30 protein-coding genes are annotated in these 26,357 nt (G+C 49.3%); 20 read left to right on the top strand and 10 right to left on the bottom strand.

All coding sequences use genetic code 11. The features are described from left to right. Positions 1–209: 209 nt before the first annotated feature. Positions 210–1,787 (bottom strand): Na+/H+ antiporter, encoded by a 1,578-nt coding sequence (locus INP78_RS00150; protein ID WP_194740239.1) that lies wholly within the window; start codon positions 1,785–1,787, stop codon positions 210–212. Positions 1,788–2,091: 304 nt separating this feature from the next. On the opposite strand from INP78_RS00150, the gene INP78_RS00145 reads away from it, so the two are divergent. From INP78_RS00145 to INP78_RS00135, 3 genes are all read left to right on the top strand, one after another. Further along, positions 2,092–4,374 (top strand): bifunctional diguanylate cyclase/phosphodiesterase, encoded by a 2,283-nt coding sequence (locus tag INP78_RS00145; protein WP_228522567.1) that lies wholly within the window; start codon positions 2,092–2,094, stop codon positions 4,372–4,374. Positions 4,375–4,466: 92 nt separating this feature from the next. Continuing rightward, the gene (locus INP78_RS00140) at positions 4,467–4,706 is read left to right on the top strand and encodes a hypothetical protein (protein WP_194740238.1); all 240 of its coding nucleotides are present in this window, start codon (positions 4,467–4,469) and stop codon (positions 4,704–4,706) included. Between the two features lie 9 nt (positions 4,707–4,715). Beyond that, complete coding sequence (locus INP78_RS00135) at positions 4,716–4,976, top strand: KTSC domain-containing protein (RefSeq protein ID WP_194740237.1); 261 nt, start codon at positions 4,716–4,718, stop codon at positions 4,974–4,976. On the opposite strand, the gene INP78_RS00130 is transcribed toward INP78_RS00135, so the two are convergent. Next, positions 4,977–5,417 (bottom strand): GNAT family N-acetyltransferase, encoded by a 441-nt coding sequence (locus tag INP78_RS00130; protein WP_194740236.1) that lies wholly within the window; start codon positions 5,415–5,417, stop codon positions 4,977–4,979. An 89-nt stretch (positions 5,418–5,506) separates the two neighbouring features. Between INP78_RS00130 and INP78_RS00125 the strand changes: the two genes are divergently transcribed. The 3 genes from INP78_RS00125 (at position 5,507) to INP78_RS00115 (ending at position 8,518) form a co-directional block, all read left to right on the top strand. Next, on the top strand, positions 5,507–6,943 hold the full coding sequence (locus tag INP78_RS00125; RefSeq protein WP_194740235.1) for a PLP-dependent aminotransferase family protein: 1,437 nt from the start codon (positions 5,507–5,509) through the stop codon (positions 6,941–6,943). A 123-nt stretch (positions 6,944–7,066) separates the two neighbouring features. Continuing rightward, positions 7,067–7,717 carry an FMN-dependent NADH-azoreductase gene (locus INP78_RS00120; RefSeq protein WP_194740234.1) on the top strand — a complete coding sequence of 217 codons (651 nt, stop codon included), beginning with the start codon at positions 7,067–7,069 and terminating at the stop codon, positions 7,715–7,717. 36 nt (positions 7,718–7,753) lie between these two features. After that, positions 7,754–8,518 carry an SDR family oxidoreductase gene (locus tag INP78_RS00115; protein ID WP_194740233.1) on the top strand — a complete coding sequence of 255 codons (765 nt, stop codon included), beginning with the start codon at positions 7,754–7,756 and terminating at the stop codon, positions 8,516–8,518. Between the two features lie 37 nt (positions 8,519–8,555). Here INP78_RS00115 and INP78_RS00110 read toward each other — a convergent pair whose 3' ends face one another. From INP78_RS00110 to INP78_RS00100, 3 genes are all read right to left on the bottom strand, one after another. Further along, positions 8,556–9,092 (bottom strand): M48 family metallopeptidase, encoded by a 537-nt coding sequence (locus INP78_RS00110; protein ID WP_194740232.1) that lies wholly within the window; start codon positions 9,090–9,092, stop codon positions 8,556–8,558. 115 nt (positions 9,093–9,207) lie between these two features. Further along, positions 9,208–9,456 carry a hypothetical protein gene (locus INP78_RS00105; RefSeq protein ID WP_194740231.1) on the bottom strand — a complete coding sequence of 83 codons (249 nt, stop codon included), beginning with the start codon at positions 9,454–9,456 and terminating at the stop codon, positions 9,208–9,210. Between the two features lie 168 nt (positions 9,457–9,624). After that, complete coding sequence (locus INP78_RS00100) at positions 9,625–10,410, bottom strand: PEP-CTERM sorting domain-containing protein (protein ID WP_194740230.1); 786 nt, start codon at positions 10,408–10,410, stop codon at positions 9,625–9,627. Between the two features lie 227 nt (positions 10,411–10,637). Here INP78_RS00100 and INP78_RS00095 point away from each other — a divergent pair, with 227 nt between their 5' ends. The 10 genes from INP78_RS00095 (at position 10,638) to INP78_RS00050 (ending at position 18,542) form a co-directional block, all read left to right on the top strand. Next, positions 10,638–10,817 (top strand): hypothetical protein, encoded by a 180-nt coding sequence (locus tag INP78_RS00095; protein ID WP_194740229.1) that lies wholly within the window; start codon positions 10,638–10,640, stop codon positions 10,815–10,817. 192 nt (positions 10,818–11,009) lie between these two features. Next, positions 11,010–12,521 carry a PAS domain S-box protein gene (locus INP78_RS00090; RefSeq protein WP_194740228.1) on the top strand — a complete coding sequence of 504 codons (1,512 nt, stop codon included), beginning with the start codon at positions 11,010–11,012 and terminating at the stop codon, positions 12,519–12,521. Beyond that, complete coding sequence (locus tag INP78_RS00085; RefSeq protein WP_194740227.1) at positions 12,493–12,936, top strand: response regulator; 444 nt, start codon at positions 12,493–12,495, stop codon at positions 12,934–12,936. Before INP78_RS00090 ends, INP78_RS00085 begins: the two co-directional genes overlap by 29 nt. A 2-nt stretch (positions 12,937–12,938) precedes the next feature. Beyond that, positions 12,939–14,675, top strand: a complete 1,737-nt coding sequence (locus INP78_RS00080) for a bifunctional diguanylate cyclase/phosphodiesterase (RefSeq protein ID WP_194740226.1) — start codon at positions 12,939–12,941, stop codon at positions 14,673–14,675. A 92-nt stretch (positions 14,676–14,767) separates the two neighbouring features. Then, positions 14,768–15,631, top strand: coding sequence for a bestrophin family protein (locus INP78_RS00075; RefSeq protein ID WP_194740225.1), 864 nt, complete (start codon positions 14,768–14,770; stop codon positions 15,629–15,631). An 84-nt stretch (positions 15,632–15,715) separates the two neighbouring features. Next, positions 15,716–15,970 (top strand): plasmid stabilization protein, encoded by a 255-nt coding sequence (locus INP78_RS00070; RefSeq protein ID WP_194740224.1) that lies wholly within the window; start codon positions 15,716–15,718, stop codon positions 15,968–15,970. 3 nt (positions 15,971–15,973) lie between these two features. Next, on the top strand, positions 15,974–16,477 hold the full coding sequence (locus INP78_RS00065) for a type II toxin-antitoxin system VapC family toxin (protein WP_194740223.1): 504 nt from the start codon (positions 15,974–15,976) through the stop codon (positions 16,475–16,477). Between the two features lie 125 nt (positions 16,478–16,602). Further along, entirely contained in the window at positions 16,603–16,839 is a 237-nt protein-coding gene (locus INP78_RS00060) for a DUF2789 domain-containing protein (protein WP_194740222.1), read from the top strand. Between the two features lie 83 nt (positions 16,840–16,922). Beyond that, positions 16,923–17,732, top strand: coding sequence for a hypothetical protein (locus tag INP78_RS00055; RefSeq protein ID WP_368667950.1), 810 nt, complete (start codon positions 16,923–16,925; stop codon positions 17,730–17,732). Between the two features lie 60 nt (positions 17,733–17,792). Continuing rightward, a complete protein-coding gene (locus INP78_RS00050) occupies positions 17,793–18,542 on the top strand; it encodes a tetratricopeptide repeat protein (RefSeq protein ID WP_228522566.1) in 750 nt (249 codons plus the stop codon). Between the two features lie 13 nt (positions 18,543–18,555). Here the strand turns inward: INP78_RS00050 and INP78_RS00045 are convergent, their stop codons facing one another. Both INP78_RS00045 and INP78_RS00040 read right to left on the bottom strand, forming a co-directional pair. Further along, positions 18,556–19,155, bottom strand: coding sequence for a PEP-CTERM sorting domain-containing protein (locus INP78_RS00045; protein WP_194740220.1), 600 nt, complete (start codon positions 19,153–19,155; stop codon positions 18,556–18,558). Positions 19,156–19,213: 58 nt separating this feature from the next. Further along, on the bottom strand, positions 19,214–19,792 hold the full coding sequence (locus INP78_RS00040; RefSeq protein WP_194740219.1) for a hypothetical protein: 579 nt from the start codon (positions 19,790–19,792) through the stop codon (positions 19,214–19,216). Positions 19,793–19,995: 203 nt separating this feature from the next. On the opposite strand from INP78_RS00040, the gene INP78_RS00035 reads away from it, so the two are divergent. Further along, positions 19,996–21,135 carry a LuxR C-terminal-related transcriptional regulator gene (locus INP78_RS00035; protein ID WP_194740218.1) on the top strand — a complete coding sequence of 380 codons (1,140 nt, stop codon included), beginning with the start codon at positions 19,996–19,998 and terminating at the stop codon, positions 21,133–21,135. Between the two features lie 464 nt (positions 21,136–21,599). On the opposite strand, the gene INP78_RS00030 is transcribed toward INP78_RS00035, so the two are convergent. Continuing rightward, the gene (locus INP78_RS00030; RefSeq protein WP_194740217.1) at positions 21,600–22,220 is read right to left on the bottom strand and encodes a PEP-CTERM sorting domain-containing protein; all 621 of its coding nucleotides are present in this window, start codon (positions 22,218–22,220) and stop codon (positions 21,600–21,602) included. A 218-nt stretch (positions 22,221–22,438) separates the two neighbouring features. Between INP78_RS00030 and INP78_RS00025 the strand changes: the two genes are divergently transcribed. Next, positions 22,439–22,750, top strand: a complete 312-nt coding sequence (locus tag INP78_RS00025) for a DUF1223 domain-containing protein (protein WP_194740216.1) — start codon at positions 22,439–22,441, stop codon at positions 22,748–22,750. Positions 22,751–22,908: 158 nt separating this feature from the next. Continuing rightward, positions 22,909–23,688 (top strand): thioredoxin family protein, encoded by a 780-nt coding sequence (locus tag INP78_RS00020; RefSeq protein ID WP_194740215.1) that lies wholly within the window; start codon positions 22,909–22,911, stop codon positions 23,686–23,688. Between the two features lie 30 nt (positions 23,689–23,718). Here the strand turns inward: INP78_RS00020 and INP78_RS00015 are convergent, their stop codons facing one another. After that, positions 23,719–24,216: a hypothetical protein gene (locus INP78_RS00015; RefSeq protein ID WP_194740214.1), complete on the bottom strand. Its 498-nt coding sequence runs from the start codon at positions 24,214–24,216 to the stop codon at positions 23,719–23,721. 90 nt (positions 24,217–24,306) lie between these two features. On the opposite strand from INP78_RS00015, the gene INP78_RS00010 reads away from it, so the two are divergent. After that, a complete protein-coding gene (locus INP78_RS00010) occupies positions 24,307–24,537 on the top strand; it encodes a hypothetical protein (protein ID WP_194740213.1) in 231 nt (76 codons plus the stop codon). Between the two features lie 174 nt (positions 24,538–24,711). On the opposite strand, the gene INP78_RS00005 is transcribed toward INP78_RS00010, so the two are convergent. Next, positions 24,712–25,860: a hypothetical protein gene (locus INP78_RS00005; protein ID WP_194740212.1), complete on the bottom strand. Its 1,149-nt coding sequence runs from the start codon at positions 25,858–25,860 to the stop codon at positions 24,712–24,714. Between the last annotated feature and the right edge of the window lie 497 nt (positions 25,861–26,357).

The raw sequence follows: 26,357 nt of genomic DNA, 5'->3' as shown, positions 1-26,357 counted from the left end.
CCTGATTTGCAACAGTGATCAGCCTATGCTACGCCGCCGACTGCGGGCTGGCAATACACAAAAAATAGCGTCCAGCAAGGTTTTTTGCTAAATATTTTTAGCGTACAGATTTTAATCACCGCTGTTTTACATTATTAAATCAACCACTTACAGCACTCACCCACAACACATCCAAAAAGTTATCCACAAAAAATGTGGACAGCACACATTTAACCGCGGCTGTGCAAAGCGGCAATTTCCTGGATATCCAGGTCGCGTTCCATCATATGCAGCAACTCATCATGAATCTGGCCGGAGCGATGCAGTTTAAGCAGCTCCTCGCGCCCGGCTGCTACGGCGGCCAGCACCACATTAAAGTGGGCTTTACGGATATCGTCCGGCAACATGGCGTCATTTTTATGCTTGTCTGACAGGCTCTGCCGGTAGCCATATTGCTCCAGCAAACGCGGGTGTTTTAGCACGCCTTGTTCGTCGTAAGCCAGCTTGTTCACCACCGCATATTGCGCCTGCTCTATGCGCGCCCAGGTTTGCGGTTCATTTAAATAAACCCGCTCATGCGCCGTGGCTTTTAATTTGAGCACGCGGATAATCCAGCCAATGGTCGTGCCCTGAAACAACACCGTCACCAGGATGACGGCAAACGCACATAGCAGCATCAGGTCCCGCCCCGGCACTTCGGCAGGCACGGCCAGCGCCGCCGCCAATGTGACCACGCCACGCATGCCAGCCCAACTGGTGACAAACGATTCGCGCCAGCTACTTTGCGCCTGTGAGGCACGCTTGCTGAACAACCTGGCCAGGCCATCAACGGCAAACACCCAGACAAAGCGTGACACAATCACCACCGCCAATACCAGCAACACTTCCATGCTGTAATCGGCAATCGATTTGCTGCCCTCAGCGATGCGATCCCACACGCCGCGCAACGAGAGGCCGATCAGGATAAACACCAGCGACTCAAAGACAAAAATCATGATTTCCCAAAAAGCGGCCCCACGACGCCTAGCGGTGGCGGTCATGATTTCATGCTGGTGCCAGCCCAGCATCATGCCGTAAGTCACCGTGGCGATTACACCCGACACACCAATATGTTCGCCGACCACATAGCAAATCCAGCCTGGCAAGGCAGAGGCGAGAATCATGAGTTCGGTGTCGTGCAGATAGCGCAAGGTTTTATAAACTAAATAACCAAACGCACCACCGAGCAAAATGCCGCCAACGCTGAGCCAGGCAAACTCTTCAATCGCGCCAGTCATCGAAAACACGCCGGTGAGCATGGCGACAATCGAAAACTTGTACAGCACCAGGCCGGTGGCATCATTGAGCAGGCTCTCGCCCTCCAGCAATACCAGCAATTTGCGCGGCAATGCCACCCGTTGCAACACCGCCTTGGCGGCAATGGCATCCGGCGGCGACACAATGGCGCCTAAGGCAAAACAGGCCGCCCACGGCAGCGCCGGGGTGAGGCTATGCAGCGCCAACCCCACCACCAAGGTGGTAAACAGCACGGCGCCTATCGCCAGTAGCAAAATACCCGCCAGATGACGCCTGAATTCGTGCCAGACCGTGAAATAGGCGCCCGCCATCAGCAGCGGTGGCAAAAAAACCACCAGCACCAGCGCAGGGTCAATTTCAAACGCAGGCAATCCGGGGATAAACGCAATCAGCGCGCCACCGATAAGTTGCGCCACGGCAGGTGGCCAGCGTAATTTCTTCGCCAAGACTTCCAGCGCAATAATAGCCACCAGAAAAAATAAAATCAGATTGAAATAGAATTCGTTAGACATAAATTAGGGATGCGCTGGCATCCACCCGCGGGCAGCCAGCAATACTTTCAAAGACAAACACACATAAATGACGCCCTCTACAGACGCTGAACGAGTGTAATGGAAAACATAGGCAGAGGTTGATTTAAACAGGTAAAACCTGTTTAAACCGCTGCCCATAGCATGATTGTCTTTCGTCAGGCACGGTATGCACAAATAGCCAGCCACACGCAATAAAACATATATTTACATATGTTATAAAAGCAGTGTTTAATAGCGGCTCCAAGGTTCTTATCGTATTGCGCACTAACCACCGGGAGTCATCATGTCGCAGTATTTGGCAGCCATGAAGTTAGACTGGAAGCTCTTCTGGCTGCTGGGCCTGCTAGCAACGGGCTGCCTGCCACTACTCAGCCCGTTGGGGCTCAGGGATAGCTGGTATTTTTTTATCGCTTTCTTAAGCGCTGGTGTGATCTGGCTAGGCATTTGGCAACAACACCCGCAGCCCTCCCGGCCATGGCGACAGTTTGCCATCGCCATTAGCGCCCAATGCCTGGGCGGACTCATAGAAGCCAACACTGACGCCAGCGGCGCCTTTGGCATGCAGCTATCGCTGGCAGATATATGCTTGCTCACCGGCCACCTGACGCTGGTCAATAGCTTGTGGCTGCTGGCCTGTCACCAACAGCCACAATTTCCGCGCCATGGTTTTTTTCAAGGCTGGATTCTGGCCACCAGCCTCATGCTGATCGGCTGGCAGTTTTTGTTTCTACCCACCATCTTGCAGCACGGTTTTTCGCTAGACCGACCACAGGCTTTTCGCATGCTGTATCCCTCACTGTCATTTGTAGAATTGGGCATGTTGCTGTGGTTATGGATCAGTAGTGCCGCCTATGCGTCGCGGGTGTTTATACAGCTCTGCCTGGCCATCCTGTTTTTTGCCATCGGCGAATGCATTTTCCATGGCACCAGCTATAGTTTGGCCGTGCCAAATGACTTGAACCTGATGTTCTGGCTCTTAGGCTATGTCAGTTTTGGCAGTGTCGCGCTACACCCTGAGCTGGCGCAACTTGGCAAACCACGTGCCAGCGAAGACGACCGTCATGCCAACCATATCCTGACGCTACTGTTGCCACTGGCCATGCTGTTTCCAGTCGCTTTGCTGCTGCGCTATTTCCAGGCGCTGCATCCGGCCACCATCGGCATTCTGTTGGGATTTTTTATTGTGTTTATCATTGGCTGGTATCAACTCAGAACCACCATGCGCAATATCATCGAGGTGAAACAGCAACTGCTACAACAAAATCGCACCGACTACCTGACTGGTATTCCTAACCGCAACTATCTTGAGCAAGTGGTTGAAAACAGCCTGTATTCCACGCGTGCATTGCCGCACAGCCTGAACGCCATGTTGCTGATGGACATAGACGGCTTTAAAGCTTTTAACAATATTTTCGGCTTTGGCCTGGGCGACCTGATTCTAAAAGCGGTGGCAAAACGGCTCCATCATGACAGCCAAATCCACAGTGACCACTTTGCTCGCGTCGACGGGGATGAGTTTATTTTGCTCATGCTAAACGTGCCAGACAAATCCATGGTGGAACAACAGGCCTGGCATATTCACCACTTGCTTGAGCAACCCTTTATGGTCAACGGCTTAACCGCCAAGGTCAGTTGCAGCATTGGCATATCCATCGCAGACTCTTTCACCAAGCATACGTTTTCCAATATGCAAAGAGAAAGTGAGCGTGCACTTCTATGGGCGAAAGAAAGCCAATCGCAAGTCGAGTTTTACCAGGCCATCCGCGATAAAACAAACGACAAAAGCTGGGTGATCAGTGAGTTTCGGCAAGCCATTTATTATCGGCAGATTGTGGTCTACTACCAGCCCAAAGTGCGTTTGCAAACGCTCACAGTGATGGGCGTAGAAGCGCTGGTACGCTGGCAACACCCGGTGCGCGGACTGATTATGCCTGGCGAGTTTGTGCCGCAGATTGAGAACACAGACCTCATCCATACCCTGTTCAAACTGGTGCTTCATGAGTCTACCCGGCAGTGGCAACACTGGCATCAACAGCAGTTGGACCTCACCATGGCCCTGAATGTCACCGCCCGTGACCTGATGAATTTTGACCTGGAAAAAGAGGTGGCACAAGCGCTGGAAAAACACGCTACGCCTGCCAACCGCATAGAGGTTGAAATTACCGAGTCCAGCGCAATTGCCGACCCGAGGCGCGTGAAAAAGCTGTTGTCGGCGCTGATTGCCCTCGGCATCAAAATCAGTATTGACGACTATGGCACCGGCTATAGCTCACTGCTGTACCTGCAACAACTCTCGCTGCACTACCTCAAAATAGACCAGCAATTTATCCGCGAAATGCATCACGATGCCTCCAGCCTGGCCATCGTGCGCTCCACCCTAGAGCTGGCAAGAAACCTGCAGATAGAAGTGATTGCCGAAGGCATACACGCCGTTGCCTGCTTGCAACAACTCGTTGCCCTAGGCTGCTATGGCGCGCAAGGATTTCTATTTTCAGAACCATTGCCCGCCAGCGAGATTCCCGCCACCGTCAGACGCATCCAGGCCACGCGTTATGAACTCGACTAAACAAACAGGCTCTAATCATTATGCACATTAAATTGACGGCAAAATTTAGTTTAATATGTCGTCAGTCACGCAATGAACCCGCAGGAGGCTGTATGTTTGCACTGAAAAAATGGCTCTGGACGCAATGGCAGAAAATACGTGGTGCCGACCGCGCTTATGCCAAATACCTGGCGCACTTTCAACACTACCAGTCACAAGTCGTCGATGACGCACTGCAGCAATCGCTCAATATCCAGCCCATGAGCAAAGAAGCTTTTTTACAAGCCTGGCAAAACAAAGGCTTGAAACCAGCAGGCAAATCCTGCGGCTGCAAAACGGGTGGCTGCTGCTAGGCTATTCGCATGGACATGATTAAAACCCACTCCGGCAAACTGCGTGCCATTGGCTATGACGCGAGTAAGCGCATCTTAAGAGTCGAACTGGAAGATGGCAACGCGCTGGAGTATGCCAATGTGGGCGAAAGCATTTGGCGCAATTTAAAAAACGCCAGCGCAGCATGGAGCTACTACCGCGACAATATCGAAGAAGAGTTTACCGCCAGCCGCGTGTCTGGCAAACCTGCAACCGGCGGCAAAAATCCGCTGGATGACTTGTTTGGCTAGCTACCCTGACACCTCTTTGAGCGACAGACTAAAATGCAGTGCCTTGGCCAGCATACCCTGTCGATAATAAAATCGATGCGCTAATGCATTAGTTAATCCACTATCGAGAATCAACGTATCACAAGCATGTAGCCTGGCTTCGGCCACCAAACCATTAAATAATCGGCTTCCTAACTGCTGCCCTCGGCATGCGCTGTCGGTCACCAAATCATCTACATATACAAACCGTCCATGCACCAAATTCTGCATGCAGCGATACCCCGCCAGAGCAACCACATCATGCTCATCAAGCAACGCCATTAATCGATATCCCTCGGCAGCCTGCTGACGTACCTTAGCCAGGAAGTCTTGTGGACCTTCCAATGTGGCTCTGAGCATCTTCATTAATGGATAACATTGCACGATCTGCGCCTCTGTAGACATCGTTTGCAAGTGCAACATGAAAGGCCTCCAAACATTGAACATGGTCGCCAATATAACCAAGCCAAGGCATAATAATAAGAACCATATTTTGCAAAAGTAACTAGGCCATGACAGCTTCGACACACGATTCTTGGTTACACATAGACAAGTCCAGAGATGAGCCTATACATGCGCAAATATACAACCGTTTTAAACAGGCAATAGAGAGCGGTGCATTAAATCATGGCGATCGCGTTCCCTCCACCAGAGTGCTGGCAAGCACATTGAATGTGGCACGAGGCACCGTAGAAAACGCTTATGCCATGTTGCTGGGCGAAGGCATTTTTAATGCGCGTGGCCAGGCAGGTTGTTACATTAATGCACCTTACAAGCAAACAGCAGTTTTAGTGACGGCAGGTAGCCGCAAACCAGCCGCTCAACCCGCGTTATTAGCCACAGCCAATAGTCCTCCATCGCACGTATTTTTGCCTGGTAGCCCGGCTTATGATGCCTTCCCCAGAAAAATATGGTCTCGCCTGGCGTCGCGACGTGCGCGCAGCTTATCCGCGACCGAATTGTCTTTTCGAGACCCTTTTGGCTATTTGCCATTACGACAATCCATCGCCGCCTATTTGCGACTGTCCCGCGGTGTGGTGTGTGACGCACACCAAATTTGCATCACGCACGGCTATCAGGGAGCACTGGATTTTTTGCTTAAGTGCCTGCCTATGCAGCATCAGGAAGTCTGGATGGAGGACCCCGCCTATTTATTTGCCGCACGCGCCATTGATGCAGCAGGCGCCAAACGCATTCCAGTGCCTGTAGACCACGAAGGATTGGTCATTTCGGAAGGCATTCTCCGCGCCCCACGAGCAGCTTTGGCCATCGTCACACCATCCCATCAGAGCCCGCTCGGCATGGCATTGTCATGGTCGCGCAGAATGCAGTTGCTGGACTGGGCAGGCAAAGCAGAAGCCTGGGTAGTTGAAGACGATTATGATGGTGAATTCCGGTATTCAGGCTATCCACTCCCATCGCTCAAAAGCCTGGATCAATATGATCGCGTCATTTATGCAGGCTCTTTTAGTAAAACCCTGTTTCCGGCATTGCGATTGGGCTATCTCGTCTTACCGCAACCGCTCGTTGCACTTTGCCAGCAAAAAGCACAGTTATTCCAGCCAGGCGGTGCGATTGGCCCGCAATTAATCGTAAACGATTTTATGGCGGAAGGGTACTTCTCCAAGCACCTGAAAAAAATGCGGGCACTTTACGCAGAGCGTCGGGAGATCACCCGGCAAACACTCGTTGACCATTTAGCGCCTCATCTTGAAATCAACACCCATAAAAATGGCATGCATTTTGTCGCAAATATTATCAGTCCGCATGCAGACCATGTCATTGCCGATCAATTTAACCGTTATGGCTATGGCATCCATGCGCTCTCACGCTGGTCTGCCTCCTCCTCACATAATGGCCTGATTATTGGTTTTACCAATGTTCCAAACCGCGCCACCGCAGAACACGCAACGCAGCAACTACTGGCCTGCTTCCAACAATTATCGTAAGCCTACCCGCGCCTCACTCCATATGGCCTAGTCATATAAGCGCTTTTTGGCACTGTGATGCCTAAGCCATATTGCCTAACATGCCAGCCATACTCATTAAGCCAAGCGCAAGGAAACAATGTCATGAGACTGATGCATGTGGACGCCAGCCCCAAACAGAGCCTGTCCAACTCAAAACAACTGTCAGCTTACTTTGTTAACCAGTTAACACAGCAACTGCCTGACCTGGAAATAGATTACCTGGACTTATCTATCGACACGCCACCCCATGTGAGTGGTGATTTTGCCAAGGCAACTTACACGCCCGCAGACCAGCGCACGGTTGCCATGAAAGAAACCCTGGCCTATTCCGACCAGCTCTGTGCACGCATCATGATGTCTGACCTGCTGGTGTTTGCCATGCCCATGTATAACTTCTCCATGCCTTCCTGTTTTAAAGCCTTTATCGATAATCTGGTGCGCACCAACCTCACTTACACCTTTAACGCAGATGGCAGCACCTCTGGTACGCTCACGCGCCAGAAAGTCATTTTCATTACCAGCCGTGGTGCAGACCTGCGACCTGGCCTGAGCCCATGGTCACACATGGACGCACTCACACCTGCACTCAAAGCACCCTTTGCCTTCATGGGGGTTGAGCATCCTGTTTTCGTCGATGCGCAACCGCTGCAATTCTCAGACCAAACTGCCAGAGAAGCCGCATTAGACCGCGCGTATACAGCGCTCAATGCTGCAGCAAACACTTGGTTAAACCAGCTACAAAAAACACAGTAACCCAAAACGATTAAATCGCTCACTGAAAGGATTGATATGAAAATTGTTGTGATTGGTGGCACAGGCCTGATAGGCAGGAAAACCGTTGAACTATTGAAGGCACAAGGCCATCAGGCGATTGCCGCCTCCGCCAGCACAGGCGTCAACATTGTGACGGGTATTGGGCTGGAGCAAGTATTAACGGGTGCAGACATCGTGATTGATGTGTCTAACTCGCCTTCTTTTGAAGACCAGGCAGTCATGCAGTTTTTTGATCATGCCGGACGCAACCTGGCAACAGCCACAGCCTTGGCGGGCGTAAAGCACTATGTCATGCTATCGGTGGTGGGCACAGACTCCTTGCAAGACAGCGGTTATTTCCGCGCCAAACTGGTGCAGGAGCAGCATGCCTCACAAGCAAAAACCCCGCACACCATTGTCCGCGCAACCCAGTTTTTTGAGTTTATGGATGCCATTGCAGGGGGGAGCACCGTAGGCAATACTATTCATTTACCGACAGCCTTATTCCAGCCTATCGCTGCACAGGATGTTGCAGCTGCCCTGGTCGACATTGCACTCGCTGCGCCGGTCAACGGCATCATTGATCTCGCAGGCCCGGAAAAAGTCAGCATCGCCGCACTCATTGCGGACTACCTGGCGAAAAAAGGGGATACCCGCCCCCTGGTTGCAGATAGCCAAGCCCTGTATTTCGGCTTGCACCTGAATGACCAGTCGCTCAATCCCAAACAACACGCCATATTAGGCAGACAAACCTTTCAATCATGGTTTGCTACACAACACGGCGCACCCACCACTGCATAATAAAAAAGCCCGCTTGTGCGGGCTTTTTTATTACGTCTTATGCTGATGGCGGCAGGACTGTCGCCACCTCAACCTTATCCAGTCTCAGCCACAACAAATACACGCGGCAATCAAACTCATATTGCATATAGTTGGGCTCCATATGCAGACACAACTGGTAAAACGCCTTGTCATGGTCGCGCGCTTTCAAATGTGCCAACTCATGCACCACAATCATCTGCAAAAACTCCAGGGGCGCCGTTTTAAAAAACGCAGAAATACGGATTTCTTTCTTGGCCTTGAGTTTGCCGCCCTGCACACGGGAAATTGCGGTATTCAAACCCAAGGTCTGCTTTTCAATGGTCAGTTTGTTATCGAAATGCACTTTGTCGAGCAAGGGCGCATTTTTTAAATAGCGCTGCTTGAGCTCAATACAAAAGTCATACAAAGCCTTATCACTTTGAATCGCATGCACCTGCGGATAACGCTGTTGAATATAAGCGCCTAATTGCCCCTGCGCATGCAACTGTGTGATTTGCGCGCGCAAATGAGCGGGATAACCAGGGAGATATTGTTGAATCAATGCAGCAGACATGCCGCCATTTTAAAGAGCTCCCCGCGTTGAAACAACCTGTCACGACTTGAGTCCGGGTTTAAATATCACGCGATCTGGACACACTGAATGATGGTATGGGCGACTCACTTAGACTCTACATCGAAAAATCTGATGACAGGTCCATGGTATTCGGCCCATCTGAGGCCTGCTCAGTCGATGATGACTCAGCCGCTTGTGCATCTGCCCAATCTTTATAGGCCAACTTGTCTGCAGCATCCAGCTGCTCGACATCGCTGGCACTTAAGTACTGAAACACCCTGCCGTCACGGGTTGCATCTGCAGCGATGCTTTGCATACAAGCCCCCATCAACAGCAGTACTAGCAGTGCATCTTTCCTCCACATGGCAAATCGCCTTTCTAGTATTGATATTGCCAACAAGACTAGTGCAGACCTTAGGGGGAATCAATGGGAAAACTTCACGCAAGCGAGTTAAAATAAAAGCCGCATGACGCGGCTTTAAAATGACTGGCGGCAAAACATTTATGCGCCGCCAGCACAAACAGCATCACACTAAGCTTTTTGCTTTTTTCTGAATGCGACCACGGCCAAACCAGCACCAAACAAAGCCAGACTGCCTGGCTCGGGTACCGTAGAAGGAATAAAGTCCAGGCCGTTTAACTGGTCGCTGGCAGCACTAAACCCGTTCAGCAACATGCCTTCAGTGCTGTATTGGTAAATCATATCGCTACCAAAACCGGTGCTCACCCAAAAACTATTGCTGGTGCTGTCATAAGCCAGGCCAGAAGCACCGCCAATAAAGGTAGAAAAACCGCCAGCCAGCACGCCAGCGCCATTGTAAAACTCAACCGCGCCTGTGTTATAACTCACGGTCGCAAAGCCGCTACCATAGCCTGTGATACCGGTATTATTCGCGCTGATGCTAAATGTGTTCAGCAATGCGCCCGCCACCGAATACTCCAGCGCCTGACCCGTCGAATAATCCAGGAACAACAGGTTATCGTTAATGCTGGCAAGCCCTTCCAAACCGCTGAGGCCTACATTAAATAATGAAGTCACTTCGCCCGTTGCCAGATCAATCTGCCCCAAGCCACCAGCCACATCAGCCACAAAGACATTGCTGCCGATCACTTCTACCCCCACCATATTACTTTGCAGATTGCTTAACGCCAGTGTTTGCGTCACAGCACCTGCCGTTGAATACGCATACAAGGTATTAGTGCCATAATCGACACCAATCAAGCTCCCTGCATTCAGCGTGAACGCCTGTGCAGCACTGGCAGACACCCCTACCAACACTGCAACCGCTAACTTGCCTATTGCTAATTTCACTCCCATAGAATGCTCCTATTTTTTTAATCTTCATGAAGAAACAAACTGTGACAACAGCAAGCACTCTAGATTAAAACTATTTAACAGACAATAGCCCGATAGAAGCACGACAACAGCCCTAAGAAAAAACTTTGCACAGTGCAACACACTCCAACCTTCAAGGCCTTGATATAAGCTAAACCCAGACGGTCAAAGCCTGTTAGAGTAAACACATCTTGTAAAGGGAATGCATCATGAGCAACCAACTCAAAGAAGCCAAACTGGAAGCGCATTTAGAAGCCGTAGATAAACATAAAGCGTTGCTAGAAAAACTGCACCTCAACGGCAATGCGCACCTGGACGAAGTGAATAACTCGTTACAGGAACTCACCCTGACCCTGGAGGAGTATTTAAAGATTATTGGCATTCCATAACCACTCTGTCAGCCACGCCCCTGCTAATAAAAATTCGCGGCAAACAATGGCCAGCGCATTGCATTTCCAACGATGACATGGATATACTTGAGCATCAATAGAATAAAGTATCCGTAACACGCTTTCCAGAAACATTCGCAGTTAAATTCACACTCGTCAGACAAGTTTTTGTTGGTTCAAAAGGGGTCTGTCATGCAGGATGACATTGGGGATATTGAACGGGCAAATATGCGCTTTCGCCAGGTGGTGGAAGCCGCACCGACCGCCATGGTGATGGTGAACAACACCGGCGTCATCGAAATGGTGAATACCCAGACCGAGCTCATTTTTGGTTATAGCCGGGCCGAGCTGCTGGGCCAACTGATAGACATCCTTCTCCCGGAACGTTTCCGTCGCCAGCACCCACATCACCGCGCTTCTTTCTTTTCTGATCTCAGCCCACGTGCCATGGGCACCGGCCGCGATTTATTTGGCCGCCGTAAAGATGGCAGCGAGTTCCCGGTAGAGGTCGGCCTCAACCCGATTGAAACCGATGATGGCATCAAGGTGCTATCAGCCATTACCGACATCTCCGCCCGCAAGCGCATGGAAGAGCGTTTTCGCCAGGTGGTAGAAGCCGCCCCCAATGCCATGGTGATGGTGAATAAAACCGGCATCATCGAAATGGTCAACAACCAGACGGAAAGCATTTTTGGCTACAGCCGGGACGAGTTACTGGGCAAGGCCATCGACATTTTGTTGCCTGAGCGCTTCCGTCACCAACACCCACATCACAGAGCGTCTTTCTTTTCTGACCTCAGCCCACGCGCCATGGGCACCGGCCGCGACCTATTTGGCCGCCGCAAAGATGGCAGCGAGTTCCCGGTAGAGGTCGGCCTCAACCCGATTGAAACCGATGATGGGGTCAAAGTACTCTCGGCGATTACCGATATTTCTGCCCGTGTGAAAGCCAGCGAAAAACTGGCAGAGCACCGCGATGAGCTGGAGAGAAGTAATAAAGAATTGGCAACCTTTGCCTACGTCGCCTCGCATGACCTGAAATCGCCATTGCGCGGCATCTTCCAGATTTCACACTGGATAGAAGAAGACCTCAATAATGGCCAGGTCGACGCGATTCCACAGCACATGAATTTGTTACGCGGCCGCCTGCGCCGGATGGAACGCTTGCTGGATGACCTATTGGCTTACTCACGCGCCGGGCGCATGGAAGGCAGCGTCAGCCAGGTTGACCTCGGCAAATGGGCGCAAAACATTTTTGAGCTGCAAGCCCCGCCAGAAGGCTTTACCCTTGAAGTCGCCGCAGACCTGCCCACCTTGACCACCCTCGCCACGCCATTGGAACAAGTGCTGCGTAATTTATTTACCAATGCCATCAAACACCATGATCAGTCGCAAGGCCGCATCCAACTCAGCTGGAAGCTTGCCGGTAAAAACTACTATGAATTCAGCGTGACCGACGACGGGCCCGGCATTTCGCCAGAATACCAGGAGCGCGTCTACATCATGTTTCAAACCCTACGGCCACGTGATGAGGTAGAAGGCAGCGGCATGGGGTTAGCGCTAGTGAAAAAGATAGTGGAAACCTATGGCGGCCAGACCAGCATTGCGTCCGACGGTATCCGAGGTTGCTCCATCCGCTTTACCTGGCCCATCAATATAGAAGAGAGACTGACGCGTGCAAATCTTGCAGAAGCAAAACTATAAAGAAGTCACCCTGCTTATTGTGGATGACGATGACATTGACGCCATTGCGCTAGAACGTGCGCTGCGCAAATTGCGGCTGTTAAACACCGTGCTGCGGGCGCGCGATGGCCGCGAGGCGCTCGAACTATTGCGCACTGGCACCGTGCCCGCACCCTATATTATTTTGCTAGACCTCAATATGCCGCGCATGAACGGCCTGGAGTTTTTGCAAACCTTGCGCACTGACCCTTTGCTGACCCATGCCGTAGTCTTTGTGCTCACCACCTCAAAATCCGATGAAGACCTGGTCGCCGCCTATCGCAACCACGTCGCAGGCTATGTCTTCAAGCAACACATGGACCGTGATTTTCTTGAAGTCATCGGCTTTATTGAGCACTACTGGCGGCTGGTCGAACTCCCGGTCACAAAGGAATAACAATGCGATTGCTACTGGTGGATGACGATGAACTGGACCGGATGGCGGTGATCCGCGTATTGCAAAACCCCAAGCTGGTCAAAGACATCGTGCAGGCAAATACCGCGGTGAGAGCGCTCAAACTTTATGATGAAAATCACTTTGATGTCGTTTTGCTGGATTACCGCCTGCCCGACATGGAGTGCCTGGATGTCTTAAATCAACTCACGCAACACACCGACAAGCATGCCGCCGTCGTCATCATCACCGGCATGGAAGACAACGAAGTGATAGAACGCAACTGCATCTTTGCCGGCGCGCAAGACTTCCTGCTGAAAAAAGAGTTATCTGAGCGGCACCTGACCAAGGCCCTGGTACACGCGCAGGCACGCCACGCCCTCAACAGCAAACTCATTGATACGCACAAACGCCTCAAATACCTGGCCGAAAACGACCCCATGACCGGGTTATCCAACCGCTATTATTTTGAAGAGCATTTGCGCGGCGCGATTCAACGCGCGCATCGCCTCAACTTCCAGCTCGGGCTGATTTATCTCGATATTGATAACTTTAAACTGATCAACGACAGTTCAGGCCACGACTCTGGCGACCAGCTATTGCAGCAGATTGCACAGCGATTACTGGCCGTCGTGCGCGATGGCGATGTGGTGTGCCGCTTGGGCGGTGACGAATTTGCCATTGTCGTCCACGACCTGGATACCGAAACCTCGGTTGGCGCGCTGGCTCAACGTGTGCTCGAAAGCGTGCGCGAGCCGATTATCATCAACAACACCGAACATTTTGTCACCTGTAGCATAGGCATTGCCACCTACCCCAAGTGTGCACTCACTGCAGAAGACATGCAAAAGCACGCCGATCTGGCCATGTACCAGGTCAAACGCGAAGGCCGTAATGGCTTTCACTTTTACAGCGAAGACCTGCAAGACCAGATTCTGCACAGAATCATGCTTGAAAGTGAACTGCGCTCGCAACGCCTGCAAAACCAGTTAGTGCAATATTATCAACCAGTCATCGATGCAAAAAATTTCCAGGTGTGCGGCGCTGAAATGCTGATGCGCTGGAACCATCCGGTCAAAGGCCTGCTACCGCCAATTGCGTTTATCGACATCGTTGAGGAGCTTGGCTTTTTAGCGGCTATCGACGCCCAAAACAGGCGGCTGGCGTGCATGCAGGTCGCGCAATGGCGTAACGACGGACTCATCAACCATGCGTTTGTATTAGCGGTGAATGCCAGTGAACAACTGCTACAGCAAGAGAGCATGTACCAGGACATTCAAAATGACTTGGCAGCCACAGGCCTGCCAGGCGCATGCCTGTCCATAGAAGTCACCGAGAGCGTACTGGTCTCAGACTTTGAAAAAGCGTCTGCCGTATTAAATGATCTCAAAGCCTTAGGCGTACAGGTCGCGCTGGACGACTTCGGCATCGGCTACTCATCCATGTCTTATTTAAAACGCCTGCCCGCCTCAGTGTTGAAAGTAGACCGCTCTTTTGTGCAAAACGTGCCAGAAAGCGAAGCCGACAGTCGTATCCTCAAAGCCCTCATCGTCATGGCAAAAAGCCTGGATCTCGACGTGATTGTAGAAGGCATAGAAACCCTGGAACAAGCCAGCCTGTGCCGCGAGCTAGGCGCGGATATGCTGCAAGGCTACCTGTTTGCCAAACCACTGTCACCGGATGACTTTGCCGCTTTTTTAAACCAGCACAACCCTGCCACTTATCAGCGTAGCCTGCCTTAAACATAACATTTCAGCGTCAGTTCAATCGCAGCAACAAGTGTTGTCCGCCTGTCGTGCTACACTCAAGTCCATTATTAAACCAAACAAGAACCATGATTCAATACAATCCCAAAGACTGGCTCACCTTTATCTTCCGCTTTCACGAGTCAGATACCTTCCGCCAACTCATGCCCATGATGGCACTCATCGGCGCTTACGCAGGTGGCATTGCCTACCTTGAAATCGAGTATTGGAAGCTGGCCGACAGCAGCCATGTGAAAAACCTCTCATTGATCCACACCACCGTTGGCTTTGTGCTCTCGTTATTGCTCGCCTACCGCACCAACACCGCCTACGACCGCTGGTGGGAAGGCCGCAAAGCCTGGGGTGCCTTGGTCAATAACAGCCGTAACCTGTCGATTAAGCTATCGGCTTATTTGACCGACGAAAGCGACCGCGATTTCTTTAAAAAAATCATCCCGACCTACGCCGCCGTGCTGTCGAAACATTTAATGAATGAAGACGTCAGCAAAATGCTGTTTGATGGCCTCGATCTAGAAATCGACCACCACGAACACCACCCCAACCAGATCGCGCAACGCATCTTCCAAAAAGCCAACGAGCTTTACACCAGCGGCAAAATCACTGGCGACCAGTTGTTTATTATTCACGAAGAACTCAAATCGTTTACCGACGTATGCGGTGTCTGCGAACGCATTAAAAATACGCCCATCCCCTATTCATACAGCGCGTTTATCAAAAAATTCATCTTCTTTTATGTGATGACTTTACCGTTTGGCTTTGTGTTCAGCCTCGGCTATTACGTGATTCCGGTCGTCGTGTTTATTTTCTATGTACTCGCCAGCCTGGAACTCATCGCCGAAGAAATTGAAGACCCGTTTGGCACAGACACCAACGACCTGCCGACGCCAAAAATGGCCGCGAATATTAAAAAACACGTGGAAGAATTGCTCTAGGGCCTGGTTAGCACTCACAATATCCTTGCCAAAATGCATGCACAATCATAATATGCATGCATTAACTGCTCGAGGAGTATGATCATGGCAATGCTAACCGTCCGTAATTTACCAGACGACATTCACCGGGCGCTCAAGCTCCAAGCGGCGAAACATGGTCGAAGTGCAGAGGCAGAGGTACGAGAGATCATCGCACAAGCGGTTAAGCCACCCTCGCGGCTACTGATGGGCGATGCCATGATGCAACTCGCCCGCGATGCAGGTATCACCGATGCCGACATAGACACCCTCTTGCAACAGCAAAACAACGCACCCGCCCAACCGCTGTCGCTTGAGTAAGCCATGATTATTCTCGACACCAATGTCGTCTCCGAAACCATGCGCCCCACCCCTGATGCGCAGGTGATGGATTGGCTAAACAATCAGACAGCCGAGTCGCTACATCTCACCAGCATCACACTGGCAGAACTCCGTTTTGGTATTGCCGTCCTGTCAGAAGGCAAACGCAAACAAACATTATCACAAGCGGTAGATGGTATTGCCCAATTGTTTCATGGCCGTATCCTGCCTTTTGACCAAGCCGCCGCCGATGCCTACGGCCCCCTTGCATCGCTCGCCCGTCAGCATGGCAAGGGTTTCCCTGTCCCTGATGGTTATATCGCCGCCATCGCTGCCGCTCACAATTTCATCATCGTCACGCGCGATACGGCGCCGTTTTTAGCGGCAGGCCTGTCAGTGCTCAACCCTTGGCGAGCCTATGAAACGAGCTCTCAAAACAATGCTGAAAATCGCTTGCAACAACAACCATCACACGCATCTTTGCAAGCCGTGGATAAGGTTTTGTAGTGGCTTTTTCAAATATAGAAAGCCACGATTTGCAGCTTTGGTTGTGATAAAAAGCAATGCGTAGCAGAATGAATCAATCCTCACATTCACCACTTTGAGCATTAACCGCGTTAGGAGTCAGCCTCATGGAAGCTTCATTACACACACTGAACAACCTTTTCGCCCAACTTGGTTTGCCTGCCAGTAATGCAGAAATCGACAGCTTTATTCAAACGCATAGCCATTTGGCAGGCTACATTTCACTGGCTGACGCTCCCTACTGGACACCAGCACAAGCCGCCTTTTTGCGTGAAGAGATTTTGAAAGATGCTGATTGGGCAGAGGTAATTGATCAGTTGAATGCAAGATTGCATAAGAAGTAAAACCAGATGAGGACGGCATTTTAGTGGCCTACGACTTCAACCTACCGCCAACCTACACAACAGCTCGGCTACAAAATCTCAGCGTGCCAGAACAAACCAGGCTGTTGCCGCAAGTGTTTGCATTGGCTAGAGAACAATACCCAGAATGGCCAGCCGAGCAATTGCAAAACTGGCTTGCAGCGTTGGCGGGCAGTAATAGCAACGGCACCAAAATGGCGGTCTCGGTGGTGCTGGATGCGCAAGGCGAGGTGGCCGCCACCAGCGCAATGGAGTTGTATCGCAATGGCACGGCCATGATCAACTACAGCCTGGCCCGCAAAGATGCTGGCAACCATTCTGTCCCTAGCTACGCCGCGCTTATTTACGCCGCCACTAAAGACATGGCGGCTGGCATTAAAGAACTTCAAACCGGCGGTGAAACCATCCACTTTGTGGGCAAAGAGCACCATTTGCAAAGCGTGCGCGCGATTGCTGGCTACTATGCAGTTGGCAATGTGCCGATTGATGGCCCAACCTCGTTGCTGACCAAGGCGGTGAAATATTTTGAGGTGGCCTATGGCGACCCAACAAAGGTAGAAAACCAGGCAAACATCGCGCATGCCTACCAGCTCGCCGACCCGAAAAATGGCTATACCGAGGAAGAAGATGTGCACCTGTGGCTGCTAGGTGACTTTACCCCTAGCGACCCTGACAAGCCTTTGGCCGAATCACTCAGAGCGCTAGCGGAAACCTATGCCCAAGAGCACAGCATCTTCCGCGAAAAGGATGTTCGTTTAGACCCCGGCTATCTCTCGCTACACCAGCTCGCCGACCATCTGCCAGCCATGTCCACCTACCAACAAGCAGTGCAAGCCTCATCGCGTGGCGCAGCGCAATGGATGGGTTTGGCCTAATTAAGCGTTAAGATATCTGATATTGATTGTGACCCATCGCACCACGCATAAGGAGCAGCCATGAAACCAGCAGCGAAAATGAGTTTGGCGGGTGTAGTATTGAGAACAATATCCACATGCTTGATGTTATGCGCCCTGCTATCAACGAGCCTGACGCAAGCCAACACGTTAGAAGGGGCCAAGCAAAAACTCGCCGAAAAAGACTTTGCCGCCGCCCATGCCATTTACTTATCACTCGCTAATCAAAACGATGCCAAAGCCTGCTACAACTTAGGCCTGATGTACCAAGATGGCGACGGCGTGGCCAAAAACCTGGACGAAGCGGTCAAGTGGTACACCAAGTCGGCAGAGCTCGGTTATAAAGAGGCGCAATACACATTGGGCGCATTGGTGTTTCAGCGGCAGATTCACAGCATCAGCTACCCGCAAGCCGTCACCTATTACGAGCAAGCAGCCCAACAGGGGCACGTCAAATCGCAGCTTAATTTAGGCATGTTGTATTTTCGGGGTGACGTCATCGCGCAAGACCTGTCTGCCGCGGTGCAATGGTTAAGCCTGGCTGCCAGCAACAACAATAGTGAAGCCCAAGGCTATATGGCCCAACTCTACCAACAAGGCGCTGGCGTTGAACAAGACAGCGTCAAAGCCGCTATGTGGCTGATGATCGCCACCCAAAACGAAGACAAACGCTTTATCAATCGCCACACCAAAATGCTCAATTATGTTTCTGCGCAAATGACCGAGGAACAGAAAACGGTAGCCAAACAACTGGCCGTGCAATGTAATAGCCAGCAGCTCAAAGGCTGCTAGGATGCAGCGGCACCTACGCCATATTGCGTCGCCGCAGACACACTACCCATGCGCCGGTTAACATGAGCATCCACGTCCCAGGCTCTGGAACAACATGCGTGACTACCGTTCTTTGCGTCCACACGCCAGGTGCGTTGAAATTAGATTTAGCGTAATTCATTGCACTCACACTATCTGTAAAGCCTGTGTAATCGCTCACAGGCGGGGCTGCAGCGTTATTTAAAGTAGCAAATTCCAGTCCGTAGCTACCCGCCACAAACGGGCGACTGAGCATCAGCTCCCAACTGACAATATTGCCCCCTGCAAAAGTAAAATAAGAGGTCATGCTGCTGGTGCCGTCTGCTGACCCGGTGTCAAATAAATGTGCTATCGATTGACCATCAGTGAAATATATTTCCTGAATATTCCCAAAGCTACTCACACCATTGATCACCGCATGCTTAAACACAACATAGCCTGAAAGCTGTGAGGCGGCTCCCAGCATGCCGATAGGGTCATTATCATCGGTGAATGGGGTCCCCAGATAATCATAAGTGACGGTGGCGAAGGCATGCACAGACCCCAGCAAACACGTGACTAACACAATTAAAATTTGGACGGCTTTTTTCATCATCAACCACCTATCTTAAAAAATTCACCAAGAAAATATCCAACATGGCCCGCCTGACACCTCAGTGTTGAAACAGAGACAGAGCGCCCGCCAGCCTTTTTCTCTGTAAATAAAAGATGAGCAACCCGCCCAACAACAGGCTTGACTGATGCGGTTCCGGCACCACACTGGTCGTGCCTATCATCAAGGTCAACGGCCCCTGACGCACAATGCAGCAATCCGTCTGCGTGGTCGTGATGACCACCTCGCCATCATCCAGAATCGACAAATTTGCCCCGCTCAAAATATAGTTCCACATATAGCCAGGGCCGGTGTAGCAGGCGTCTGCATAATCACAACGCGCAATCTCAATCCCATCGGCAAAGACTTGATGAATCGACGTGCCAGAGATTTGGCCAACAGGGCCATACAATGGATCATCGTTCCCAAACTGCCCGCTGAACATGGCGGTGTCCGTCAAAGGGTTGATGAACTCTGCTGCCGGGATGGTAAATGTCAGCGTTCCCCAGGTTTGCGTTTCATTGATGCCACTGCCATTAAACAGAGGCAAGCTCGCAGTCACCACACCTGCGCTCGCGCTGCCGGTGCCAAGCAAGTAGCACGCTGCGATCAATAACCATTTCACACACTGCTGTACCATTTCTCTCTCCCCTCCTGATTAAACACTGTAATACCGATGGCATTTGTGTTGCACGATGCCTTATCCATACGCAATGCCAGCATGTTTCAGCAGAATTATCATCGCTGTTTAGCTGGTTTCACACCCACCCCAGGGTGGGGATAGCAGCGTCGTAGAACTTACTCTACAATCCGGTTAGATTAGTTAGTTGGTTGGAACGGTCGATGACACCAGGCACAATCCCCCACGCAAATACTCCCCACAACTCCTACTATCTTTCTCAGCGAGCCTGGCTTGACCAGCTCAGATTGATGGTCGAGTTGGCCTACCCTAGCTGGGCACTGATGCCCGCCATAGGCGCCATTGTTCGTTCACACCTCCCTTGTGCCGTCATGAATTTTGGCTGGGCCGATTTGCTGACCCTACATCCGCTCGCCACCTGGGTATATCCGCTTAAACCGCACGTCTATGAGCAGTTTCTGGCAAACCCACAAGATATTTTTGACGACGTGCCAATTAAGGCGATGCGCGACAGCCATGGCCGTTTTTTGCAAATGATTGAAGCCTCGCCTGGCTATGAACAGGCGCCCATCTACAAAGATATGTTGCAAGCCTATGGTGCGCGCTGGGGATTATCATGCCCCATCACCACCAAGCAATGGTTAGGGTTTATCACACTCTATCGGCAAGCCGAGCTTGGGCCCTACCCAGAAGAAGACTGGCAAACGCTGGCCAGCGCGGGTGAAATTTTAACTGCCCTCGACGATCACCAGCACACGCAGCCATCAGGCGACGAAACCGCCCCCCCGGCGCGCAGAGAAGCCGTGACAGCCAGCCTGTGCTTAACCGCCGATGGCAGCATGCTGGCGCAAAGCCCGGCAACCAAAAACATATTATTTCTGGCCAGACAAACCGGCATGGGGCCGCCACTATGGGCACGGGATGATTGGCACGCCTTGCCAGAAGCCGTGACTCAAGCCGCCCAGGCCTTGTTTAACCACCCAGAGCCGTTTCAACAAACAACCGTGTCACATCAGCTGCCATGGGGAAAATTTGATTTTCAGCTTGAGAAAATGCAGGCACGCCACCCCACGCTTAAAGACGTGATGAACATCACCATTCGTCACCACGAACCATTAGATATCGCCATCGCCAGAAAGCTATGGGGCTGGGCGATGTCACCGCAAGAAAAGCGTATCTTGATTATTTCAGCTCGCAACAACAGCCAAGAGCAGATCGCACAAAACCTCAACATTTCGGTTGGCACACTCAAAAGCTATACCAACGAACTGCTTGCCCGCTTCAATGCCCCGACCAGGCAAGCGCTGATGCAAGCAGTCTTAAACAGCAGTGACCATCCCTGAATGACTCACCAACAAAGCGCGATCAACTGACACCAGGCATCTGTTCTATCAAAGCTAAAGTGAATCCCAAATCGTTTTCCACTGAGTAGCCCACGCCCCCCCAATCAATCCCGTGAAACAAACAGCCGCAATTTGCGGCTTTAGTTTAGGCAGCAACGTCGTTTGCAATGACCTGATCCCAAGGGGAATACAATGGTATTGCAACGGCAGACTCATAAAAATGTAGGGCGCACCCGATTACGGTGCGCCGTATATTAACGTTAGGATTGTGTGAGGATTAATTTACTCTGACCCCAATTATTGTACTCTGACCCCAATTATTTCAAGATGGCATCGCAATCAAGCCACAATAAACTTACTCAACAACTAAAAGATGAAATTTTCAAATAAAAAAAGCCGCAATTCGCGGCTTTAATTTATTTAAACATGTGATGTGACAAGACCGGACCCAACATCCCCGCGCGCTAAGAGACTTTGCGACGACGCGCAAGAGAGCCCATAAACGCTAACCCAGCGAACATCATGGCATAGGTCTCAGCTTCAGGCACTGCGGTGATTGTAAAGTTGACATTATCAATCCCAACATTATAAGCATCAGGCCCCCATTGAATCTTGATACCACTCGTACTGGTCACATTCAATGCAAAAGTTAATGGGTTCAAAAGACTAAAAGTGTTGCTGGCACTTAAAACATTATTGTTACCGTCCAGCAATGTGAACTGACTGTTTCTGGTGGCATTATTATATGAACCGAACGTCAGGCTGGTCAGTGTCACCTGATAACCAGCAAGTGGGCTCAAGAAAATTTCTGAAGTGGCTCCATTATCACCCCATGCCACGCCTGGTTGACCGCTATAGTTATCCCACCATGAAAGATTACTGGTTGAAGGAGCGCTGATATTACCGTCATAAATGACGTCCAGTTGCCCTGCAATATCGCCATATGATTGGTTGATGGCTGAATAATTCACGCATGCTTGAGAGCCATCTCCACAGATGTTTCCAGAAAAATCCAGCACACCAGCTTGCGCAAAATGGGTGGACAAAAATAGTGTTGCCATTAAAGTTAGCTTAAATGTATTCACTTCCTTACCCCCTTGAAAAACAGTGTTGTTAAAGAAATATACCTTAAATTTTACCGCTTATCACAAAGCATACAATAGCATAATTTATCTTGATGTTTAATAAAAACACACCCCTCGAATGGGGGTGTCGACTATTGTTACGCGTTATGATGCACCAAACCACAGCCATTACAAAAGCCGAGATTCGCCTGACAGCAAACTCATAAAAAGCTAAGTCAGTGCAAGTATCTTTAGGGATCAAAACAACCAAGGCCGGGCCATTGGTTTATTACCTCGCGCTACAAGAAAACAACCTGCAATCCACCGTCAATGCAGGTGAAAACCGTGGCGAGCTGTTGCGCCATGATTATGTCGCGCGCCAGTGGTTAGGACCGTTTAAGGTTGGGGCGGATGAAAAAATAAATCAAAGTCATGAAATACAACTTCAATCCGGTTGGAGCCAACGTGATCTCAACGTTGTAGCTTTTGTGCAGAACTCAGCAACGGGGAAAATTCTGCAGGCATTGGCATTAGGCTTCTGTGAGGATTAATTTACTCTGACCCCAATTATTAGGATTAATTTACTCTGACCCCAATTATTGTACTCTGACCCCAATTATTGATTCACGCCTTTCGGTACCAGCAGGAATACGTGTAAGGCATCCACCACTGCCACGACCAATCCACTCCAGCCAATTGGAGTCCTGTGATGAAACAACACCCCCTGCTCACCGCTTTATGCGCAATCGTATTTACGTCAAACGCCATTGCACAACCACAATGCAGCGCCGTCAGCGGCCCGCAAACCAATGCGCTGGTTGAGCTTTATACTTCAGAAGGATGCAGTAGCTGCCCACCCGCCGACCAATGGTTAAGCCGCTTAAAAAATCAAAGTAAACCGATTGGCAACATCGTGCCGATTGCCTTGCATGTGGATTATTGGGATTACATCGGCTGGAAAGACAACTTTGCCAACCCTGAATTTGCCAAACGGCAACGTGAAATGGCCACCTTAGGGCGTGCCCGTGGCGTATATACCCCGCAACTCGCTATTAATGGGCAAGATACGCGCAGCTGGTTAAACGATGCGCGCTTTAAAAGTGAAGTCGCCAGCATTAATCGCATACCAGCCAAAGCCGAGATTCGGCTGATGGTTAACGCACAAACAGCTAAGTCAGTACAAGTAGCCACAAACATCAAAACCGCCGAGGCAGGGCCATTGGTCTATTACCTCGCGCTACAAGAAAACAACCTGCAATCCACCGTCAATGCAGGTGAAAACCGTGGCGAGCAATTGCGCCATGATTATGTTGTGCGCCAGTGGTTAGGGCCGTTTAAGGTGGGGGCCGATGGAAAAATAAGTGCTAGTCATGATATTCAACTCCAACCAAGCTGGAAGCTGCGTGATCTGAACGTGGTTGCGTTTGTGCAGAATTCAGCAACCGGGGAGATTTTGCAGGGATTGGCGTTGGGGTTGTGTGCAGATTAACTTTACTCCACCCCCAATGATTCCCGTCCTCTAATTTAAATCTTTGACTCTTAAATTTTGGAAAAAATACTCTCTATATTGACCACCACACACACCGTGAAAAGTATATGGCCTATGAATACTATTGAAGTTGATCAACCTGCTTAACCAACCACCGTCTGCATGTAACACTGAAAAGCTAATTATCTCTTCATGAGAAATTGGGTCTTCGTAACTCCATGTATCCTTATAAATTGGCAGAATGGTGTTGGTGTATTTAGTCAAAATTCCAGGTTTAGATATAACCGACTTGCCACGGACCTTTACTTCATCATAAACAGCAACAGCATCAGTCGCACAAATTTCTCTAAATTGAACTCTCCCAATAATCTCGTCCGCAAAAGGGCAAACAAAAATCAATATAAACACCACTGTTTTAGTCAGCGCCTTTAAAGGGAAATTGCTAATATTTTTCGTGATAAACCTTGAAATTGCCCTAGCAAAAAGAAACCACAAAGCCAAAATAAAAATTAAAAACAGCCCAGTCATTACGCCCCTTTCCGCAATTTAATCTCTTTCAAGCCCCACAGAATAAATGAGGCAGAGTAAAAACCATCTAAAAATAAAATAAGCTTTTCTATGCTTACAACAGTCGGTGAAAACCATAGCGAGATGTTGCACCACGATTATGTCGTGCGCCAGTGGTTAGGGGAGTTTAAGGTTGGGGCGGATGGAAAAATAAATCAAAGTCGTGAAATACAACTTCAATCAGGTTGGAGCCAACGTGATCTCAACGTTGTAGCTTTTGTGCAGAACTCAGCAACGGGGAAAATTCTGCAGGCATTGGCATTAGGCTTCTGTGAGGATTAATTTACTCTGACCCCAATTATTCGCTGACCCCAATTATTCGACTTAAAAGCAAATATACAAATGCTTGGTTTTTCTTGCCAACACCTGATACCAAAGTGGGCATTTATCATTGAAACAAGCTGGTAAAAGCGGCACTTCTCATCACTGAACACGAGCCTGACCCCAATTGATTAGCTAAAGCATAGCATTCAATTTGAAATGTACAGCCTCGACCTCTGAATTTAATCTCTTATTTAATATCTCAGACTCAGTCAATTTTTCATTTATAACGCTTTTCAAATAGTTGTCGCGACGCACGGATAATAAACAATTCCTCAAACTGTTAGTTAGTTCTGTGTTGAGCTTATTTAAGGATTTTAGATTTTCATTTAAATCGTCTTGGTAGTTGCCAATTCTACCTACACGCTCAAACTTTAAACCCTTATCGATGAGATCCAACTCCGACTCAAAAGTATTAAAACTACTTAGTTTAGCTTCTAAAACCGACACCAATTCGTTTATTTCATTAAACTGATCTGTGAGCCATGTATGAAACTCATTTCCAAAATACTCTTCTTGTAATCTTTTCTTAATTTCCTTTTCACCTAGGTTATGTAAAACGATGTCTCGCTCTAGCTTATTTAATAACTGAAGAGTATTTGAGTTATTAAAATTACTAAGATAATACGATACACAACAAAGTAATAATCCAATCTGAAAAGATAACAATACTAGCTCTTTATATTGCTCAATATCTAGGATGGAAGTAGGGAAGATAAGATACACGAAGTTTGATAAAAGCAACGGTATCAAAACACAATCAATCTTCCAAGTATTGTAAGCCCTTGTTCTTAATGAAAAAGCTGTCGGATGTGCTTCACTTCTCGAATAATCATTTATTGACTCAAAAAGATAGTAAATAAATGCCGCAATGCAAACTCCAAAAAAATAGGCGCTTACTAAAAACAACCACTTTTCATACCCATTTACCTCTATTGAAAACCTTGTCCAAACAATAATAATTGAACATAAAAAATAAACACCCTCTATCAAAAGAAAACTAAATGCAATGGATATTATTTGAGTCGGATTACGCTTTAGAAATCTATAATCAAACTTAGAAAACTTAGAATCCCCTTTTAGACCAATATGCAGCCACCTCAAACCTATTAGTAAGCCAAGTGTATGCGCCAAAAATAATATGAATGTATTTAGGTCAATTAACGAAAAAACCAACCTTGAAATACTAGGAAATGCTTGAACAAGCAGATAAAGGATTGCTACACCTAATGCCCATGCAGTAACACCATTTGCATGAGTAGTAGCAATTACACGCTCCCGCAAATTTGATACAAAAGTTAGTAGCTGTTATTGCCCCCAAATATCGCAATCTGCAATCAAGTTAAATCAGTACTTTAGCTTCACATTAAGCCTGCAAAAGATACAACGAAATTCATAAATAAGTTGCAACTAATCCAAACCTTATTACACATAAGCTGCAACTCAAAATAGACGGTTAGAGGCCACCTCTTTACCCCTCGACAACTCATATCTGCCAGATATGTTCGCCCTTAAAGAAGCTTCTGCGCTGAGTTAATTGTATTTGCAATAAATGACTACCTTGATAAGGTGATTATATTAATAATTTATTCTGTTGAAAGGGAGTGCCAACCATGCTGAATGTAGCGATTTTCTTAAGCATTATTGGTACTGTCTTTGCGATTGGGCTGAATCGCCCCGGCTGCATTAGATACTTTTTAGCCTCATAATTGAGGTTAACAGGAGTATTAAATGAGCAATAAAAGATTCACTGAGGAATTCAAACAAGAAGCGGTCAGATT

The sequence above is a fragment of the Methylophilus sp. 14 genome, from assembly GCF_015354345.1.
GTDB lineage: Bacteria > Pseudomonadota > Gammaproteobacteria > Burkholderiales > Methylophilaceae > Methylophilus.
This window is presented reverse-complemented; position numbering and strand designations above follow the sequence as displayed.